The organism is uncultured Gulosibacter sp. (assembly GCF_963509965.1).
In the GTDB taxonomy this organism is placed as follows: domain Bacteria; phylum Actinomycetota; class Actinomycetes; order Actinomycetales; family Microbacteriaceae; genus Gulosibacter.
Genome location: NZ_CAUPDE010000007.1, coordinates 42,094 through 59,571, shown reverse-complemented (window position 1 = coordinate 59,571; position 17,478 = coordinate 42,094). Strand labels below are relative to the sequence as shown.

The 17,478-nt window shown below is 62.0% G+C and carries 15 protein-coding genes; 5 read left to right on the top strand and 10 right to left on the bottom strand.

Annotation, left to right across the window (positions count from 1 at the left end):
* The first annotated feature begins 86 nt into the window (after positions 1–86).
* The 4 genes from RQ865_RS06035 to RQ865_RS06020 are packed head-to-tail and all read left to right on the top strand — an operon-like array spanning position 87 to position 5,320.
* The gene (locus RQ865_RS06035) at positions 87–1,595 is read left to right on the top strand and encodes an APC family permease (protein ID WP_311478215.1); all 1,509 of its coding nucleotides are present in this window, start codon (positions 87–89) and stop codon (positions 1,593–1,595) included.
* 24 nt (positions 1,596–1,619) lie between these two features.
* Positions 1,620–2,933, top strand: coding sequence for a glutamine synthetase family protein (locus RQ865_RS06030; RefSeq protein ID WP_311478214.1), 1,314 nt, complete (start codon positions 1,620–1,622; stop codon positions 2,931–2,933).
* The gene (locus RQ865_RS06025; RefSeq protein WP_311478213.1) at positions 2,923–4,065 is read left to right on the top strand and encodes an amidohydrolase family protein; all 1,143 of its coding nucleotides are present in this window, start codon (positions 2,923–2,925) and stop codon (positions 4,063–4,065) included. The genes RQ865_RS06030 and RQ865_RS06025 overlap by 11 nt, the downstream gene beginning before the upstream one ends.
* Positions 4,066–4,102: 37 nt before the next feature.
* On the top strand, positions 4,103–5,320 hold the full coding sequence (locus RQ865_RS06020) for an amidohydrolase (protein ID WP_311478212.1): 1,218 nt from the start codon (positions 4,103–4,105) through the stop codon (positions 5,318–5,320).
* Here the strand turns inward: RQ865_RS06020 and RQ865_RS06015 are convergent.
* Positions 5,317–6,174, bottom strand: a complete 858-nt coding sequence (locus tag RQ865_RS06015) for a MurR/RpiR family transcriptional regulator (protein WP_311478211.1) — start codon at positions 6,172–6,174, stop codon at positions 5,317–5,319. The genes RQ865_RS06020 and RQ865_RS06015 overlap by 4 nt on opposite strands.
* A gap of 31 nt (positions 6,175–6,205) precedes the next feature.
* Here RQ865_RS06015 and RQ865_RS06010 point away from each other — a divergent pair, with 31 nt between their 5' ends.
* Positions 6,206–7,549 (top strand): aminotransferase class III-fold pyridoxal phosphate-dependent enzyme, encoded by a 1,344-nt coding sequence (locus RQ865_RS06010; protein ID WP_311478210.1) that lies wholly within the window; start codon positions 6,206–6,208, stop codon positions 7,547–7,549.
* A 34-nt stretch (positions 7,550–7,583) separates the two neighbouring features.
* Here the strand turns inward: RQ865_RS06010 and RQ865_RS06005 are convergent, their stop codons facing one another.
* The 9 genes from RQ865_RS06005 to dapA form a co-directional block, all read right to left on the bottom strand.
* On the bottom strand, positions 7,584–8,216 hold the full coding sequence (locus RQ865_RS06005) for a regulatory protein RecX (protein WP_311478209.1): 633 nt from the start codon (positions 8,214–8,216) through the stop codon (positions 7,584–7,586).
* A gap of 135 nt (positions 8,217–8,351) precedes the next feature.
* Positions 8,352–9,416, bottom strand: a complete 1,065-nt coding sequence (recA, locus tag RQ865_RS06000) for a recombinase RecA (protein ID WP_311478208.1) — start codon at positions 9,414–9,416, stop codon at positions 8,352–8,354.
* A gap of 259 nt (positions 9,417–9,675) precedes the next feature.
* Positions 9,676–9,906, bottom strand: a complete 231-nt coding sequence (locus RQ865_RS05995) for a DUF3046 domain-containing protein (protein WP_311478207.1) — start codon at positions 9,904–9,906, stop codon at positions 9,676–9,678.
* Between the two features lie 61 nt (positions 9,907–9,967).
* Positions 9,968–10,288 carry a helix-turn-helix transcriptional regulator gene (locus tag RQ865_RS05990; protein WP_311478206.1) on the bottom strand — a complete coding sequence of 107 codons (321 nt, stop codon included), beginning with the start codon at positions 10,286–10,288 and terminating at the stop codon, positions 9,968–9,970.
* Between the two features lie 141 nt (positions 10,289–10,429).
* Positions 10,430–11,089: a CinA family protein gene (locus RQ865_RS05985; protein ID WP_311478205.1), complete on the bottom strand. Its 660-nt coding sequence runs from the start codon at positions 11,087–11,089 to the stop codon at positions 10,430–10,432.
* Positions 11,086–11,739 (bottom strand): CDP-diacylglycerol--glycerol-3-phosphate 3-phosphatidyltransferase, encoded by a 654-nt coding sequence (gene pgsA / locus RQ865_RS05980; RefSeq protein ID WP_311478204.1) that lies wholly within the window; start codon positions 11,737–11,739, stop codon positions 11,086–11,088. Before pgsA ends, RQ865_RS05985 begins: the two co-directional genes overlap by 4 nt.
* Positions 11,732–14,581 carry a DNA translocase FtsK gene (locus RQ865_RS05975; RefSeq protein WP_311478203.1) on the bottom strand — a complete coding sequence of 950 codons (2,850 nt, stop codon included), beginning with the start codon at positions 14,579–14,581 and terminating at the stop codon, positions 11,732–11,734. Before RQ865_RS05975 ends, pgsA begins: the two co-directional genes overlap by 8 nt.
* 87 nt (positions 14,582–14,668) lie before the next feature.
* Positions 14,669–16,402: a ribonuclease J gene (locus RQ865_RS05970; protein ID WP_311478202.1), complete on the bottom strand. Its 1,734-nt coding sequence runs from the start codon at positions 16,400–16,402 to the stop codon at positions 14,669–14,671.
* Between the two features lie 63 nt (positions 16,403–16,465).
* The gene (dapA, locus tag RQ865_RS05965; RefSeq protein ID WP_311478201.1) at positions 16,466–17,440 is read right to left on the bottom strand and encodes a 4-hydroxy-tetrahydrodipicolinate synthase; all 975 of its coding nucleotides are present in this window, start codon (positions 17,438–17,440) and stop codon (positions 16,466–16,468) included.
* Positions 17,441–17,478 lie beyond the last annotated feature (38 nt).

Genomic DNA, 17,478 nt, shown 5'->3' with positions numbered 1-17,478 from the left:
CAGTGTCCCCACTCACTTTGTGAGTAACCCACCACAAACCGTGCGTAATAGTTATTACATACTTGACGTAATCAAGCTTCTACGTAATGCTTGATTCACCCAATGACGGGTACTCCACCACCAGCATCGGAGACGATATGTCAGCAACGACGCCGACAGCATCCACGGCAGAACAGCCCAAGCGACCACTCAAGACGTGGGAAGTCGCAGCCATCTCAATCGGGTTCATGGGCCCGGTTATGGCAATGTCACTCAACGGAATTGGTGTTGCCGGCCTTGTCGGCAAAGCCGTCCCCTTCACCTTCTTGGTTTCGTTCATCGGAACGTTCCTGGTTGCCTACGGATTCATCCGGCTCACCAGATACTTCACGCACGCCGGTTCGGTGTACGCGCTAGCGGGCTCAACACTCGGCCCACGCGCGGGATTCTTCGGCGGATTCGCGCTGCTTGGCACCTACCTGCTATTCGCGGCATGTATCGCCGGCGCTTGCTCGGTGTTCTTCGAAGCAATGATGAGCGAACTCGGATTCGAGCTGCCACCGATGCTCTGGCTCGCTGTTCCCGCCGTGGTGGCGATCGCCGCACTCGCGCTCAACCTGCGTGAATCGGCAGTCACCGCGCGCACCCTCCTCGCCATCGGCTTCCTGGGCATCGGCGCCATGGTGGTGCTGTCGATCGTCATCCTGTTCCGTGTCGGCTCCGGCGATGCTCCCGCATCAACCGGCATCGACTGGTCAGTTTTCACACCGGGCGACGCCCCGATCAGCGCCGTAATGACCGCCGCCGTCTTCGCGTTCCTTTCGTGGGCGGGATTCGAATCGGGAACCGCGCTCGGTGAAGAAGCCGAGAACCCCCGCCGCGTCGTGCCGCGAGCGCTCACGCTGGCGGTGTTCATCGGTGGTCTCGTCTACGTCTTCGTCATGTTTGCACAGACCATCGGGTTCGGCACCGACGAAGCCGGAGTCTCGGCTTTCGCCAACTCGGCCTCCACACTCACGCAGCTGTCATCGACCTACATTGGCAAGTGGTTCTCGCTGCTCATCTCGATCACCGCGTTCCTGGTCGCTTTCGCCTCATTCCTGAGCTCGACGGTTGCCGCATCGCGGCTGCTGTTCGCCCTGGCACGCGACGGGTTCGGACCCAGATCATTTGCCCACCGCAACCCCAAGACCGCAGTGCCAACCGTCGCGGTAATCTTCACGGTCATCCTCACCGCACTGATGACCATCGTGCTCGGTCTGTTCGGTGCCACCAGTGTCGATGCCTACTACTGGTACGCAACAATCGCGACACTGTGCATGATCATCGCCTACGGCATGACCTCAATCGGCGTGATCGGTTACTCGCTGCGTCGGGGCTCCCCCATCCCCAAGTGGGAAATCGTGGTGCCCGTGCTCGGCCTGGCGTTCCTCGTCTGGGTGTACGTCGTCCAGGTCGCTGGCCAGGAAGCACCGTATACCTACTTCCCCTGGATCGCCGCTGCCTGGTGTCTCATCGGGCTGATCGCGGTGCTATCAAAACCAGCACTGGCACAGCGCATCGGCGCGCGACTCACCGAACAAGATCCGCTCATCGACGAACCGGCAAACTCGTAACCACCCCCTCAACAAGGAGTTCTCATGACTCAGCAAGATGCCAACAACACCGACGAACTGATCTTTATCGCCACCAGCGACATCGCAGCCCGCACCAAGGGACGCTCAATGCGCCTGGCAGATTTCAACGAAAACACCTCGATCGGCTGGGTGCCCGCAAACCTCGGCATCGGCCCGCTCGGCCACATCGTCGACAACATTCCGTTCGGATCCAGCGGCGACCTTCGGCTCCTCCCCGATCACGATGCGCTCTATCGAATCGACGGGGTGCCCGGAAAACCAGCATTCACCGTCGCTTTCGCCGACCTCGTTGAAACCAACGGCACCCCCTGGGAAGCCTGCCCACGCACCTTCCTACGCAACGCGCTGCAAGAACTGCGCGACGACTACAGCATCACCAGCAGCGCCACCTTCGAACACGAGTTCGTCGACCTGAGCGCAACCGAAGATTCGCATCCGTTCTCATTCCAGTCGTTCCGCCGCCTCGAACCGATCGGCACGCAGCTCATGAGCATCCTGCACCACGCTGGACTGCGCCCCGAGAACTGGCTGCCCGAATACGCCAAGCACCAGTACGAGGTGACCGTCAAACCCACCGATCCCATCACCGCCGGCGACCGCGCCGTGCTGCTGCGCGAAATCGTTTACGAGCTCTTCGACGCCCACGGTCGCGAAGCCTCGTTCGCTCCCGTTGTCGCTCCCGGGTCGGGCGGAAATGGCGTGCACGTTCACTTCTCGCTCAACAATCTCGATGATGAAACCCTCACCTTCGACCCCAACCGCCCGGGTCGGCTTTCAGAGCTCGCTGGCCGATTCGCTGCCGGAATCATCAAATATGCTCCGGCACTCACCGCCCTGTTTGCGCCGTTGGTTACCAGCTACGAACGGCTCGCTCCGAACAACTGGTCGACCGCTCGGTCGTTCCTCGGCCTGCAAAACCGCGAAGCCCTGCTGCGCATCTGCCCGACCAATGAAATTGCCGGCCGTGACCCAGCACCCCAGCTGCACTTTGAGTTTCGCGCGAGCGACATCGGCGCGAACCCGTGGCTGCTGCTCGGCGTTATTTACCGCGCGGGTCTGCAGGGGCTGCGTGAAAACCTCGATCCTGAAGAAGTCATCATCGGCGACCTCGACCTCGAGGGCGAGCACCGCCGTCTCACCCAGCTGCCCCGTTCACTCAACGAGGCGCTCGACCTGCTCAAGTCGAACGATGTCGTCCGGTCGTGGTTCCCGGCCTCATTCCTCGAAACCTTCATTGCGGTGAAACACGATGAAAACGTGTTCGTACAGGGCCGCAGCCTTGCCGAGCAGTGTGAGGTGTACTCGCGTGTCTACTAATCAGATCGAAAACCTCGACTCACTACGACTGTTCGACCACCACTGCCACGGCGTGGTCGAACACGACCTCGGTCGCGAAGAGTTTGAAGCACTGATTTCAGAATCATCACGGCCAGCAGCTGCGGGATGCACGCGGTTCGACACCCAGGTTGGGTTTGCCATTCGCAGGCACTGCGCACCAGTGCTTGATCTGCCGGCGTTCGCCAGCCCCGAAGACTACCTTCAGCGCCGGCAAGAGCTCGGCGCCCAGACGGTGAACACCCGCCTATTGCAAGCCGCCGGCATCGACCTGCTCGGTATCGAAACCGGGCACGCACCCGACACGATTTCGTCGGCAACGCAGACCGCTGCGCTCGCATCCGCAGAAAGCGTGGAGATTATTCGCCTTGAGCGCATCGCCGAAGAGGTGGCGCTGGCACACGCCGCGGCGGGCGGTAACCCCGAGCAGCTGTTCGATGCCATAGTTACCGAGCTTGAACTGCGGCTCAAGTCGGCGGTCGGTGTGAAATCGATCGCGGCCTACCGCTGCGGCCTCGATTTTTGCCCCGACCGACCCACCGCAGCAGAAATCAACACTGCGGCTGGCGACTGGATGCGCGGCTTTACCGCCTCACATCCACGCCTGGATGATCCCGTGCTGATTCGCGCGCTGCTGTGGTTCGCGATCGACCGCGGATGCGCAATCCAGCTGCACATCGGCTACGGCGATGACGACGTTGACCTGCACCGCTGCAACCCGCTGCTACTGACCAGGCTGCTGCGCGCAGCCGTTGACTCGGGGGCGCGGTTTATGCTGCTGCACTGCTACCCCTACCATCGGGAAGCCGGTTACCTGGCGGATGTGTTCCCACACGTGTACTGCGATGTTGGGCTCGCAATTAATTACACGGGCTCACGCTCTGAGGCCGTCATCGCCGAGTCGCTCGAGCTCACCCCGTTTCACAAGGCACTATTTTCGAGTGATGCGTTCGGCGCGAGCGAGCTGTACTACCTCGGCACGCTGCTCTTCCGGCGGGGACTCGCCTCGACGCTCAACCGATTCATCGAACTCGACGATTGGCCGCTCGAAGAAGCCATGCGCGTTGCCAAAATGATCGGATACAACAACGCCGCGCGCGCATACAACCTCTGACGAATTTTAATTCGTGAGCACGAATAGGAGCATCGACTTGACCGCAACCGGCAATCAACGTGAGGGCGACACCGCCTCGGCCCAGCTTTTGGCACAGCTTGTTACCGAAATCGAAAACGAGCGCGAATTTGCGTTGCAGCTGCGCCGCGAACTCCACCAGCATCCGCGCCTTTCGGGAGACGAGGCAGACAGCCGTGACCGGATCGCTCGGGCCACTGAACTCGATTTCACCCCGGTAGCTGAAACCGGCGGCTACTGCCGATTCGGCCCCGCAGACGGGCCAGCTGTCGCCATCCGCGGCGAACTCGACGCGCTGCCCGTCACCGAGCAGACGGGGCTGTCGTGGGCTGCCACAAACGGGGCGATGCATGCCTGCGGCCACGATGTGCATATGGCCGCGCTCGCCACGTTTGTGCGCGCCGCCAAACGCGTGACACTCCCCTACGCCGTGGTGCCGCTGCTGCAGCCCCGTGAAGAGGCCTATCCCTCGGGAGCTAGCGATATTTGCGATAGCGGCGTGCTTGACACGTTGAATGTCGCCCATGTGATCGGAGCGCACGTGCATCCCCGCGTGCTCGCCGGGCAGGTCGCCACCGGGGCCGGGGCCGTCAATGCGGCATCCGGTGAGATTCGCATCGAGGTGGACGGCCGCACAGGGCACGGCGCCTATCCGCACGATGCCGCAGATGTGGCTTCGGCGCTCGCGGCAATCGCGCTCGGGCTACCCGAGGTGCTGCGGCGCACGGTCAACCCGCTTGCCCCGGCGCTGCTGAGCGTTGGCCGGATGATCGCCGATTCGGGTGCCGCAAACGTGTTGCCCGGTAAGGGCATGTTGCACGCCATGCTTCGCACAACACAGAACGAAGACGCGGCGGTGATCGGTGATGCCGTTGCCAAGTTTGCTCGCCACCAGGCCGAGGCGTACGGGGTCACCGCAACCACCACTGTAGTGCAGGGCGAACCGGTCTTGTTCAATGACGCTGCGCTGTGCGATGCGCTCGAAGGCCTACTCGGGCAAGCCGAGCTCGAGGTGGCGCCAGCAATGCGATCGCTCGGCGCCGATGATTTTTCGTTCTACAGCCAGCAATACCCTTCAACCATGTCGTTTGTGGGGGTTGCCACCCCTGACACGGTCGAGGACGGCCCGTCGCTGCACGACGCCACGTTCCTGCCCGATGATGATGCGGTGCTGCGGGTCGCGAAGACCATGGCCTGCGGCTATGTTGCGGCCGTTCAGCAGATTCAAAAACGCTAATCGTCGCGAAGTTGGCTCGGTTCAATCGCTTCTCGCAGGGGGTCGACGTGTTCAAGCCGTGCGACCCCCTGTTTGCCGAGGCTGCGTTCGACCTGTTCACACAGCACCTCGGTCACCGCCAGCAGCGGTGTGGCTGTGTCGGTTGGTCCGGCCGATTCGACCTGCGCGGTGAACACGACGGTGGCAAAACCCGCAATTGGCGAAAGCCAGCGGTCGGTGAAGAGCACGATTTTGGCGCCGCGCTCGGCCGCAGCCTGAGCGATTCGGTAGGTGCGTGGCCGGTAGCGCCGAACATCAAAGATGCACCAGACGTCCCCCTTCGAGATATCCGCAATCTCGGCGGCGATGAGCACCGTCTCAGAGGGCAGTGTTCGCACCCGCTGCCGCACTGGCGCGAGCTGCAGCACCAGATGTCGCGCAGCGATTTGGGAGTAGTCGCCACCAACCGCCACCACCTGACGGCCGCTGTCGGTGAGCAACCGCACGGCTGTGCGCAGCTCGCTGTCGGGGGTGCGAGTAACGCTCTCGCTCACCCCATCAATGAGCGTTTGCCGTTCGTTCCCCCGGTGGTTTCGCGCCGATTGCGACAGGGCCGAGGCTTCGCGCGGGCCCAGTTCGCTGCGCAGCGCTTCTTGAAAGTCTCGAAATGAGTCAAACCCGAGAGTTTTTACGAAGCGCATCACGGTGGGGCCGCTCACCGAGGATGCTTTTGCGAGGCTCGCCACCGTATTCAATCCGGCTGCAGGGTAATCGAGCAGCAGTGCCCGCGCGACACGTCTTTCCGAAGCGGTGAGGTGCAGATCTTCGGCAACCAGCCGCTCACCCACTGCCGCGTTTCTTCCCTGAAGCGTCATATTTCCATCCTATGAGAGCGAAAGTGAGTCAATGATGGCCCTCCCCACACCAGATACCGTTCAAGAAATCACCGCGCAAGAGCGCGAAATTGAGATGCGGGAGTACCTGCGCGAACAGCAATCCCTCGCCGCAATCGAACAATTGCGGTTCTTTCCACTGACCGTGAGCGGTGGCCGCGGTGCGACGCTCACCACGGCCTCGAATCGAACGCTCATTGACTTTTCGGCCAGCTGGACCGCATCCGGTGTCGGTCACTCGCACCCCGTTGTGGTTGAGGCTGTCGAACGTGCAATCCGCAACCAGGGCGGCGCATCCTGCCTTTCGGCGGCAACACTGTGGTCGACCGAGCTGACCGAGAAGCTCTGTGCTCTCATACCGGTGCGTGGTGAGCCGCGGGCATATCTTGGGCTTTCGGGCAGCGACGCGAATGATGTGGCGATCCGAGCCGTGCAACACCACACCGGCAAATCGCGCGTTATTTCGTTCGACGGCAGCTATCACGGTGGCCTCGGCGTATCGCAGCAGGCGTCGGGGATGGCAGACCCCGATGCCACGGAAAACGCGGCCCGGTTGCTGCTGCCCTACCCCGAAACTGCCTCGCAGCTGGATGAGGTCAGCGAAAAGCTTGAGCGGGCGCTTGGCACCGGCGAGTTTGCCGCGGTCATCGTTGAGCCGGTGCAGTGTGACGGTGGGGTGCGGGTGCCGGCCGAAGGGTTTTTGTCTCGACTGCGTGCCGCCTGCGATCGTCACGGCGCATTGTTGATCATCGATGAGGTCAAGGTCGGGTTGGGTAGAACGGGCCGTTTGCTCGCGCATCAGCGAGAAGATGCGGCGGCCGATATCGTTACGCTCGGCAAGTCGCTCGGTGGTGGCCTACCGGTGTCGGCTGTGGTCGGCTCGCGCGAGCTGTTGAGCGCACCGGTGGCTTCGGCGCTGCTCACCGCTGCCGGTAGCCCGGTGGCCTGCGCCGCCGCTAATGCTGCGCTCGGTGTGTTGGCGCAACCCGCGCTATTTGATGAGGTGAACCGGCTCGGGGCGATTTTTGCCGGGCAGCTTGCCAGCTACCGGCAGTCAGACCGGCCGGGAGCAGCCGCCATTGCGGATGTTCGTGGCCAGGGGCTGCTGGTCGGAATCGAGCTGGATGGCCTGGGCGGGATTGACGGCTCGACATTTGCCTCGATGGCCGCCTATCGCGCGTGGGAGCTTGGCCCGGTGGTCTATGTGGTGCGTGACAATGTGCTCGAATGCACCCCCGCGCTCACCATCACCGAGCCTGAGCTACTTGCGGGCATCCAGCGTCTGTTGGTTGCGATTGATGATGTGGCGCAGGGCCGTGTTGACCCCGAGGATGTGGCGCAATTCGAGGGCTGGTAGACCACGAAACCCGCATTAGATGAGGCGTGCGCGCTTACGCTCCTTCGTTGAGCGCTGCGCGGATCGCGCGCGAGGCGGTCTCGCCCCCGAAGCCGCGGCGGGCAAGATAGCCGTGGATGCGCCGATAGGCAGTGTCGTAGTCGAGCGAGCGGCTCCGGCGCGCCCGCTCACGGGCGAGATCAAGCGCCCGCTCATACTCATCATCGCCGTCGACCTGCGCGAGCACCTGTTCGATCGTGCCGCTGTCGATGCCGCGCGCCCGCAGCTCACGCTCCATGGCGCTACGACTCAGCTGCTTGCGCGCAAACCGGCCGTCGCGTAATTGTGCAGCCAACCGGGCATCATCGAGGTATTCCAGCTCGAGCATCCGCTGAACGATCAGGTAACGGTCGCCCTCCCCAATCGTTTCGTAGTCACGCTGCAGCAGCTCATGCGCCTCTGCAACCGATTTTGGGGAGCGTGCGAGTGCCCGCACCAGCGCATCCTCAGCATCATGTAGCAGCCCGGTATCGTCGCTCGTGCCCGGAAACATGGTGACAGTGGCCCCGCGTTCATCTGGTCGCGGTACCTGTTGCTGTTCCAGTTCACGTATTGCTTCGCGAAGCTTCTCAGGTGAAGCTTTCGCACCCGGGAACTGAATTACCTCGGCGAAATGTTCGTCGCTCAAAACTCTGCCCATCCGGTGTGCTATCCCCGACCATTTGAGGCAGGGAAGGTACTTGCTGTTTGGCTACTGCGGTGCGGGCGGTGGGTGATCACGAGCGGTCACGCTTGCGATCACCCACCGCAGCAACCGCGCTCGCTAGGCGCCGAGTTTCTCGGCCTCGCGAATTTCACCGGTTTCGGGGTCGGCGTCTACCGCGTTCGGGTCTTCGCGAATACCGAGCGCCACGAGAATCTTGTCTTCAATCTCTGCGGCAATCTCGGGGTTTTCGCGCAGGTAGCGGCGAGCGTTTTCTTTACCCTGGCCAAGCTGGTCACCCTCGTAGGTGTACCAGGCCCCCGACTTGTTGACGATGCCGTGATCGACACCGAAGTCGATCAATGACCCCTCGCGTGAAATACCAACACCAAACAGGATGTCGAACTCGGCCTGCTTGAATGGCGGGGCCATCTTGTTCTTGACCACCTTCACGCGGGTGCGGTTACCAACCGCGTTACCGCCGTCTTTGAGCGTCTCAATACGACGAATATCGAGCCGCACCGAAGCGTAGAACTTGAGCGCTTTACCACCCGAGGTGGTTTCGGGACTGCCGAAAAACACGCCCACTTTTTCACGCAGCTGGTTGATGAAAATCGCGGTGGTCTTGGTCTGGCTCAATCCACCGGTGAGCTTGCGCAGCGCCTGCGACATCAATCGCGCCTGCAAACCAACATGCGAGTCGCCCATCTCGCCCTCAATTTCGGCGCGCGGCACCAGCGCTGCCACCGAGTCGACAACCACGAGGTCAACGGCACCCGAGCGCACCAGCATGTCGGTGATCTCCAGTGCCTGCTCACCGGTGTCGGGCTGCGACACCAACAACTGATCAATATCAACACCGAGCTTTTCGGCATACACCGGGTCGAGTGCGTGCTCGGCATCAACGAATGCGGCGATACCGCCGGCCCGCTGCACATTGGCGATTGCGTGCAGCGCCACCGTCGTCTTACCCGATGATTCGGGGCCGTAAATCTCAACGATTCGGCCGCGCGGCAGACCGCCAATGCCGAGTGCCGCATCCAAGGCGATAGAACCGGTGGGGATAATTTCTACGGGCGCGCGCTCATCGCTACCGAGGCGCATAACAGTGCCCTTGCCAAAGTGGCGGTCGATCTGACTGAGGGCTGTTTCGAGTGCTTTTTCACGATCTTTGGGTGCGGGCATCTGCTGCTCCTTAATAGCTAGTGGTGTTGTCGCCTGCAGGCTGTCTCGCGCTGATAGAGAGCGCTTCGACAAGGCGTTGTGTACCTGCTTCAACCGATACCGTCACGGTAGCCGCAGCCTCCGACATTGTTCCCGGCCAGGCACGTCTCGGTGGATAGCTCAGTTTCCACAGGGCACGCGGGCTAGAGTACCCGCTTTCGAACACCCGTTCGAACTTTTATGGGCGGCGTGTCGCGCAACACCGCTCAAACGACCCCACTCAGCATTGTTTTTTCGGCTCGAGCAGGCCGACACCGTACCGGCGGCTCTCTGGCACGTCCATCGCTGCACAAAGCGCCAACCACACTGCTCGCGGCGCCTCACCATCACCCAGCGCCTGCTTTGCCGTGCGATCCCCCAGCTCATCGAGCACCATGTCGCGCACGATTGATTCGCCATATGACTCACCAAACTCATCGCGCACTGCCCGCTGAAACTCGCTCAATCGCATCCCGTCAGCCTAACGCGAAAACGCCACGGAAATCCGTGGCGTTTCGGGTATGCGAGTGAAACTAGGCGATCGACTCGATCGGCCCAACCTCGGCAATCAGTTCAGCGGGCACCGTGTCGGGAATAACGCCCACCAGGCGCTGATCGCGTTCACGCGCGGCAATACGATCGCCAACCGCGTGATAAATCTCCGAGAGCGGGGTGTCGAGTGCATCGGCAACCGCAGCAAGAATCTCACTCGACGGTTCTTTCTGGCCGCGCTCAATCTCCGACAGGTAACCGAGGGCAACCGCTGCGCGGCTTGCCACCTGTCTGAGTGTGTCGCCACGGCGCAGCCGGACGTCGCGAAGCACTTCGCCCATCTCGTGTCGTGCAAGCACCATGTATGTCCTCCAAAATTGTGACGCTGCCATTCCGTTCAGCCGTCAGAACTTGCACTCTACAACCTCGAGTGCCAAGTTTTCATTCCAGGATGCCGAAACCCTCAGCAAACTTCCAGAAAATGACGCCAGAAGAAGAACCCGTTAGTCGTTCGCCTGCGCAACGAGGTACTCGGTCAGCTGGTAAACCGCCGCCTCAACCGTCGCGAACCGGATCCGCTGCCGAGACCCAACTGGGTCGTCTGCACGCACAAGGTTGGTGAAATCAAGCCGAAACGCCCGCTCACCCCACAGTGTCGACAACCCCACATACACGATGCCCGCCGGCTCACCATCCGATGGTTCGGGCCCGGCGACACCGGTGGTGGCCACACCAACATCGGCGGGCACATCATCAATCCGGCAGGCTTCACGCGCACCGCGGGCCATCTGCAGGGCCACCTCGTCATTGACGGCACCGCGAGTGAGCAAGAGATCGCGTTCAACCCCCAGCAGGTTCGTCTTCACGTCGTACGCGTAGGCAACCACCCCGCCGTTATAGACCGCTGAAATACCGGGCACGCGAACGAGTTCTGCCGCCAGCGCACCGCCGGTGAGCGATTCGGCGGTCGCAACTGAAATGCCGGTGCGTAGCAGCAGGTCGGCGAGCTTAGTAGTGGCCGTCATCGGCTCATTACGTTGGCTGCCGCTGCGGTCGTGAAGCACCGGCACATCCGGCAGCTCTGGCAGCGCCGCACTGTCGTCGTGACCCGGCGGCACCTGTTCGCTCGGCAGCGGGTTTTCAGTTGAAGTTTGCTCGGTCATCGCGACTCCTCCGCGCTCGGGCGTAGACGTTCGTTCTTCCAGTATGCGCGCACGAGGTAATCGGCCCCCGACCAAACCGTCAGGATGAGCGCCGCGCTCATAAACAGCGTATTGACCCAGTGCATCCAATCGCCAACGAGTGCGGGTAGCGGCAGCAGCGCGAGCGATAGTGCGACCGCCTGCACAATGGTTTTGAGCTTGCCGCCGCGTCCGGCCGGCAGCACGATACGACGCGCCTCGATCAGCCGCCAGATCGTGATTCCCAGTTCGCGCACGAGAATGACGATGGTCACCCACCAGGGCAGCTCGCCCAGAATCGACAGCATCACCATAGTGGTGCCGGTGATCGCCTTATCGGCGATCGGATCGAGCAGTTTGCCAACATCGCTAATCAAGTTGCGGCTGCGAGCAAGGTGGCCATCGACGGCGTCGGATGCGATGCCCACAATAAAAATCGTCGCGGCCGCCCAGCGCCACCCGCCGTGCTCGCCGCCATCAATAATCAGCGCGGCCACCAGCGCCGGCACAAACAGGATGCGCACATAGGTGATGAGGTTCGGCACCGACCACACACTCACCGGCCCCTCACCAGCTCGCCACACGCGCGGTCGCTGTGATGCTGCCGCGAGCGCTGCTTGTTCGTCAGTCACGTCCGGTCAATCCCCACGCATCTTCGCTGTCATCATCGACCTCAACTTCTTCAAGTTGCTCATACTGTGCAGCCACCGCGTCGCCGCCATACGGGTCGGCACTCGGCTCGGCACTGGCGGGCGGGTCTTCGCCGCGCAGCATCGCCAACACCGACGGTAGCTCTTCGGGTGTCACCAGCACATCGCGAGCCTTTGATCCTTCCGAAGGGCCGACAATCTCACGCGATTCGAGTAGATCCATGAGCCGACCGGCCTTGGCGAAGCCCACACGCAATTTGCGCTGCAGCATCGAGGTCGAACCGAACTGCGAATTGATGACGAGTTCGGCCGCTGCCAGCAGCGGCTCGAGGTCGTCGCCAATATCGCTATCGATCTCACGCTTGGCCGCTGCAGCCTCCACATCCTTGCGATACTCGGGTTTTGCCTGCTGCTTGACGTGACGCACCACGGCATGAATCTCAGCGTCATCCACCCAGGCGCCCTGCACACGGATGGGTTTTTGCCCCGCGGGCGAAAACAGCCCGTCACCCTGCCCGATCAGCGCCTCAGCACCAACCTGGTCGAGAATCACACGGCTATCGGTTGAGCTGGTAACCGCGAACGCCAGTCGTGAGGGAACGTTCGCCTTGATCAGCCCGGTCACCACATCCACCGACGGTCGCTGGGTTGCCAGCACCAGGTGAATACCGGCGGCACGCGCCAACTGGGTGATGCGCACAATCGAGTCTTCAACATCTCGGGGCGCCACCATCATCAGTTCGGCAAGCTCATCAACCACCACCAGCAGGTAGGGATACGGCTTGAGCTTACGTTTCGACCCTTCCGGCACCTCAACCTCGCCGGCTCGAATAGCCGCGTTGAAGTCGTCGATATGCCGGAAGCCGAAGCTCTCGAGATCGTCGTATCGCATCTCCATCTCTTTCACCACCCATTGCAGCGCCTCGGCGGCTTTTTTCGGGTTGGTGATGATGGGAGTGATCAGATGCGGAACCCCCGCATACGGGGTGAGTTCCACCCGCTTGGGGTCGACCAGCACCATGCGCACCTCGGAAGGCTTCGAGCGCATTAGCAGCGACACGATCATCGAGTTCACGAAACTCGACTTACCCGAACCGGTCGAACCTGCCACAAGCAGGTGCGGCATCTTCGCGAGGTTGGCCACCACGAAGCCGCCCTCAACGTCTTTACCCACGCCAATCGTCATCGGATGGGTTGCTTTCAGCGCCTTCTGCGAGGCAAGCACGTCGCCCAGCCGCACAATTTCGCGGTCGGTATTGGGAATCTCGACACCGATCGCCGATTTACCGGGAATCGGTGACAGGATGCGCACCTGGTTCGAGCGCACCGCGTAGGCGATGTTCTTCGACAGCTGCGTCACCTTTTCAACCTTGGTGCCCGGCGCCACCTCAACCTCGTAGCGGGTTACGGTTGGCCCGCGCGAGAAACCGGTGACCTTGGCTTCGACCTTGAACGAGCGGAAGGTTTCGTTGAGCGCGCGGATAATCTCGTCATTCGCATCGGTGCGAGTCTTGGGTTCGGCGCCGCGTTCCAGCATCCTTGAGGTGGGCAAGATGTAGTCGTCGGATGCGTCGTCGCGGCTATCCCACGAGGCGGTTTCGTCGTCAGCAACCGCGGCAAGCGCGTCGGCTTCGGTTGGCTCACCGGTCGTGCTCGCTTTAGAGGTGGCTGCAACGGCCGACGCTGCCTGGGTCGGCGCAGGTGCCGGTGTGCCCGGTAGTGAGGGCAGCACCGTGGTGGCTTGCTGGTCGGCCGCAGAACCGCCGCTGCGCGGCATTTCTGGGAGCACCTGTGTCGGTTCCTGCCCCGCTTCCGGCGGTTCAAACTCACCCGGCTCGGGGTGTTCAGCAAACAGGTCATCGAACTCGTCGATGCGGCTAGTTTCGTGCGGCGGCTGAACGCCGCCGAGGTTGTCGCGGCGGCGGCCGCGACGCTTCTTCGGTTTCGCGGGTTTGAGGCTCGTGGTTTCGGCACCCTCACGATCAGTTGGATCAACAATCGGGGTGTCGTAGGCGGGATCAACTTCGCGGCCGGTGTTGTTGCGACGCCACCAGGGTAGGTCGTCACTTGCTGCCGCGCTCGCCGAGTCGCCCGCATTCGGGGTCGGTTCAGTGGCGGATTCTGCGACCCGGCCACCAAACATCCACTGCCACATCTCGGCACTGCGCTGCGGAATCTTCTTCGGTGGAGTCTTGGTCAAAATCAAGATGCTCAACAAGAAAACCAGCGCATAAAACACGATCGCCGGAATCGGGGTGATAAGAAACCCCAACGGTGCCCCAAAAATCCAGCCGAAAATGCCGCCCGCCGTAGCGATAGCGGGCATCCCCTGCGCCGGCTGCGGTTGCCCAGCAGCCAGGTGCGCGATTGCCGCCGCCGAAAACAGCGCGATAGATACGCCCGCAAACACGCGACCATTGCTGTAAATACTCGCCGGACGGAAGTAGAGCCAGAGCGACAGCGACACCAGCACAACCGGCATCGCATAAGAAATCACTCCGAACAGGCCACCAAAAGTGAATGCATTGAGTGTCTGTGCCACCGGATGCAGCGGCAGAAACCACACCATCACCGCACCAATAATGGCGGCCAGCAGAAAAACCGTTGGGGCCGTGTCGCGGCGGTCTTCTTTGGCGAGTGTTTCGCGTCCGAGCGACCGCACCGCACCGCCGATAGCGTGCGCGAAACCGTTCCAGGCGCGCGCACCAAAACCGAGTTCATCGTCGGTGAACTGCACCCGCGTATCGTTCATTTTCGACGACGAGGCGCCCTGCTTTTTCGTGCGCGTTGAATTTGCTCCGCGCTTGGACTCGGACGTGGACATGGTTTCCAGGCTACCGGCGCCCCCGACATTCAGCAGCCACGCGCGCCGGGTTCGGTACTACTTACCGAACCCGGCGACATCGCAAAACTATTCGGCTGCAACCTCATCCGAGAACATCACGATCGGCACAATCATCGGCCGGCGACGCTGCTTGGTGCCCGCCCAACGGCCAACCACCCGGCGAATCGACTGCGAGAGTCGATACTGGTCACGCACACCGTCCGCGAGCGCATCCTCAATCGCTTTCCGGGTCTGCGGCAGGATCGACTCGAACACCGAGTCGTCGGGAGCGAACGCGCGCGCGTGAATCTCGGGGCCGGCAACAATCTCGCCCTCATTGGGGTCGACCGTCACATAGATCGAGATGAAGCCCTCGGTTGCGAGCGTGAGGCGGTCTTTCAGGTCGTCTTCGGTCACCGCACCGACGGTTTTACCGTCGACGTAAACGAATCCCACCGGCACCTGACCGACCTTGCGTGGCACACCGTTTTCGAGGTCGATCACACCACCATTTTCGGTGATCACGCAGTTGTCGGACGGGGTGCCCGACAGCTGGGCGATCTTGGAGTTCGCCACCAGGTGCCGGTATTCACCGTGCACCGGCATGGCGTATTTGGGTTTCACGACGTTGTAGGCCTGCAGCAGTTCACCGGCGAACCCGTGCCCCGAAACGTGCACGTGGGCGTTGCCCTTGTGCAGCACCTCGGCGCCGGCTTTCATGAGGTTGTTGATCATGTTCGACACTGGTACCTCGTTGCCGGGCACGAGGCTCGATGCCAGCACAACCCGGTCGCCCTCGCGCACCGAAATATTGTGGTTGCCCTGGGCGATGCGGTTGAGCACCGCGAGGGTTTCGCCCTGCGAACCGGTACACACAAACACCACCTGGTGGTCGGGCAGGCTCAGCGCGGTCTTTTCATCCACGAGCAGCCCCTCTGGCACATTGAGGTAGCCGAGGTCGGCAGCGATGCCCATATTGCGTCGCATCGAACGGCCCACAAGCGCCACCTTGCGGTGGTTTTCGGCGGCGGCGTTGATGACATGCTGCACGCGGTGCACGTGGCTGGCGAAGCTGGCGACCAACACCTTCCCTTTCGCGGTGCGAACCGCCTCGTGGATGGCCGGGGCGACCGATCGTTCCGATCCCGAATGGCCCGGCACTTCGGCATTCGTCGAATCGCACAAGAACAGGTCGACGCCCGCCTCCCCCATCCGCCCCATGGCACGCAGATCGGTGAGTCGCCCATCCAGCGGGGTTGGGTCCATTTTGAGGTCGGCGGTGTGGATGAAATTACCCGCTGCGGTGGTGACGTGCACGCCGAGCGAGTCGGGAATCGAGTGGTTAATGGCGATGAACTCGCAGCGGAACGGCCCAAACTCTTCCACATCGCCCTCGTGCACGGTCAGAGTGAAGGGGCGGATGCGATGCTCACGCAGCTTCGCTTCGACCAGCGCCAGCGTCAGGGGCGAGCCGATCAGCGGAATATCGGGTTTGCGTTTCAGCAGATATGGCACACCGCCAATGTGATCTTCGTGGCCGTGAGTGAGGAAGATTCCCACCACATCGTCGAGCCGTTCATACACCGATTCGATGTCGGGCAGGATGAGGTCAACACCAGGCTGGGTCGATTCGGGGAACAGCACACCGCAGTCGATGATCAGCAGCTTGCCGTTGATCTCGAACGAGGTCATATTGCGGCCGACTTCGCCGAGCCCGCCATGCGGGATGATGCGCAGCACATCGCGCTTGAGTTTGGGAAGCTTCGCCTGACGTGCCTCGTTGGCGGCAGCGTCGCGAGTAGATTTTGTGTTTTGTGTCATGAAGTACCTGTCGTTGAGCGAAGTGCGCCCGGCTGGTCAGACGGCACTGCTGATGGGGCGCGATTAGCGCGTGGTGCCCGCGATTCTTGGCAGCGCGCCACCAGCGGCAGCGTTGCGATCGGGCCGGAAGTTTGAAAAGTCGATTCCGTCGAGGCCCTGTACCTTGGCAACATCATCTTCGATGAGGGTTGCCTCCCACTCTTCGGGTCCAACGAGCGGGAGCCGCACGCGCGGGGTCGAGATTCGGCCCAGGCCGTGCAGCAGGTACTTGGTCGAAACGGTACCGGGAACGTGGGTCATCGTGGCTCGCGCCAGCGGCTCGAGCAGCCGGTGCTGTTCGGTAGCCGCTGCCAGATCACCGCGATTGACCGCATCCACCATAACTCGGTACGGCTGCGGCGCAATATTTGCGGTGACGCCGATCAGCCCCGACATCCCGATTGACAGCGACGGCAACACCATCGGGTCATCACCCGAGAAATAGAGCAGATCGGTTTCGTTCATCACCCGTGAGGCCTGCGCGAGGTCGCCCTTGGCGTCTTTTACCGCGAGGATATTCGGGTGTTTACCGAGGCGAACAATGGTCTCGTAGGCGATGGGGATGCCGGTGCGGCCGGGGATGTCGTAGAGCACCATCGGCAGGTCGGTCGCATCCGCGATCATGCGGAAGTGCGTGAGCACGCCCGCCTGGGTGGGTTTGTTGTAGTAGGGCGTGACCGCCATGATGGCGTCGGCACCGGCCGCTTCAGACTGTTTGGCGAGCTGGATGGCGTGGGCGGTTTCGTTTGAGGGGCCGCCCTGGATGACCTTGGCTCGGTCGCCTGCCACCTGTTTGGCAACGCGCACAAGTTTGAGCTTTTCGGCGTCGGTGAGCGTGGAGGTTTCGCCGGTGGTGCCCGACACGACGATGCCGTCGGCGCCGCCAGCGACCACTGCTTCAACGTGTCGTTCGACGTCAGCCCAGGCGACCTCACCCTCATGGTCCATGGGGGTGATGAGTGCAACTAGAACCTGGCCGAAAGGATTTTGAGCAGTCACCCCTCCAGATTAGCGCGCCCGCCGCATCCCCCATCCCT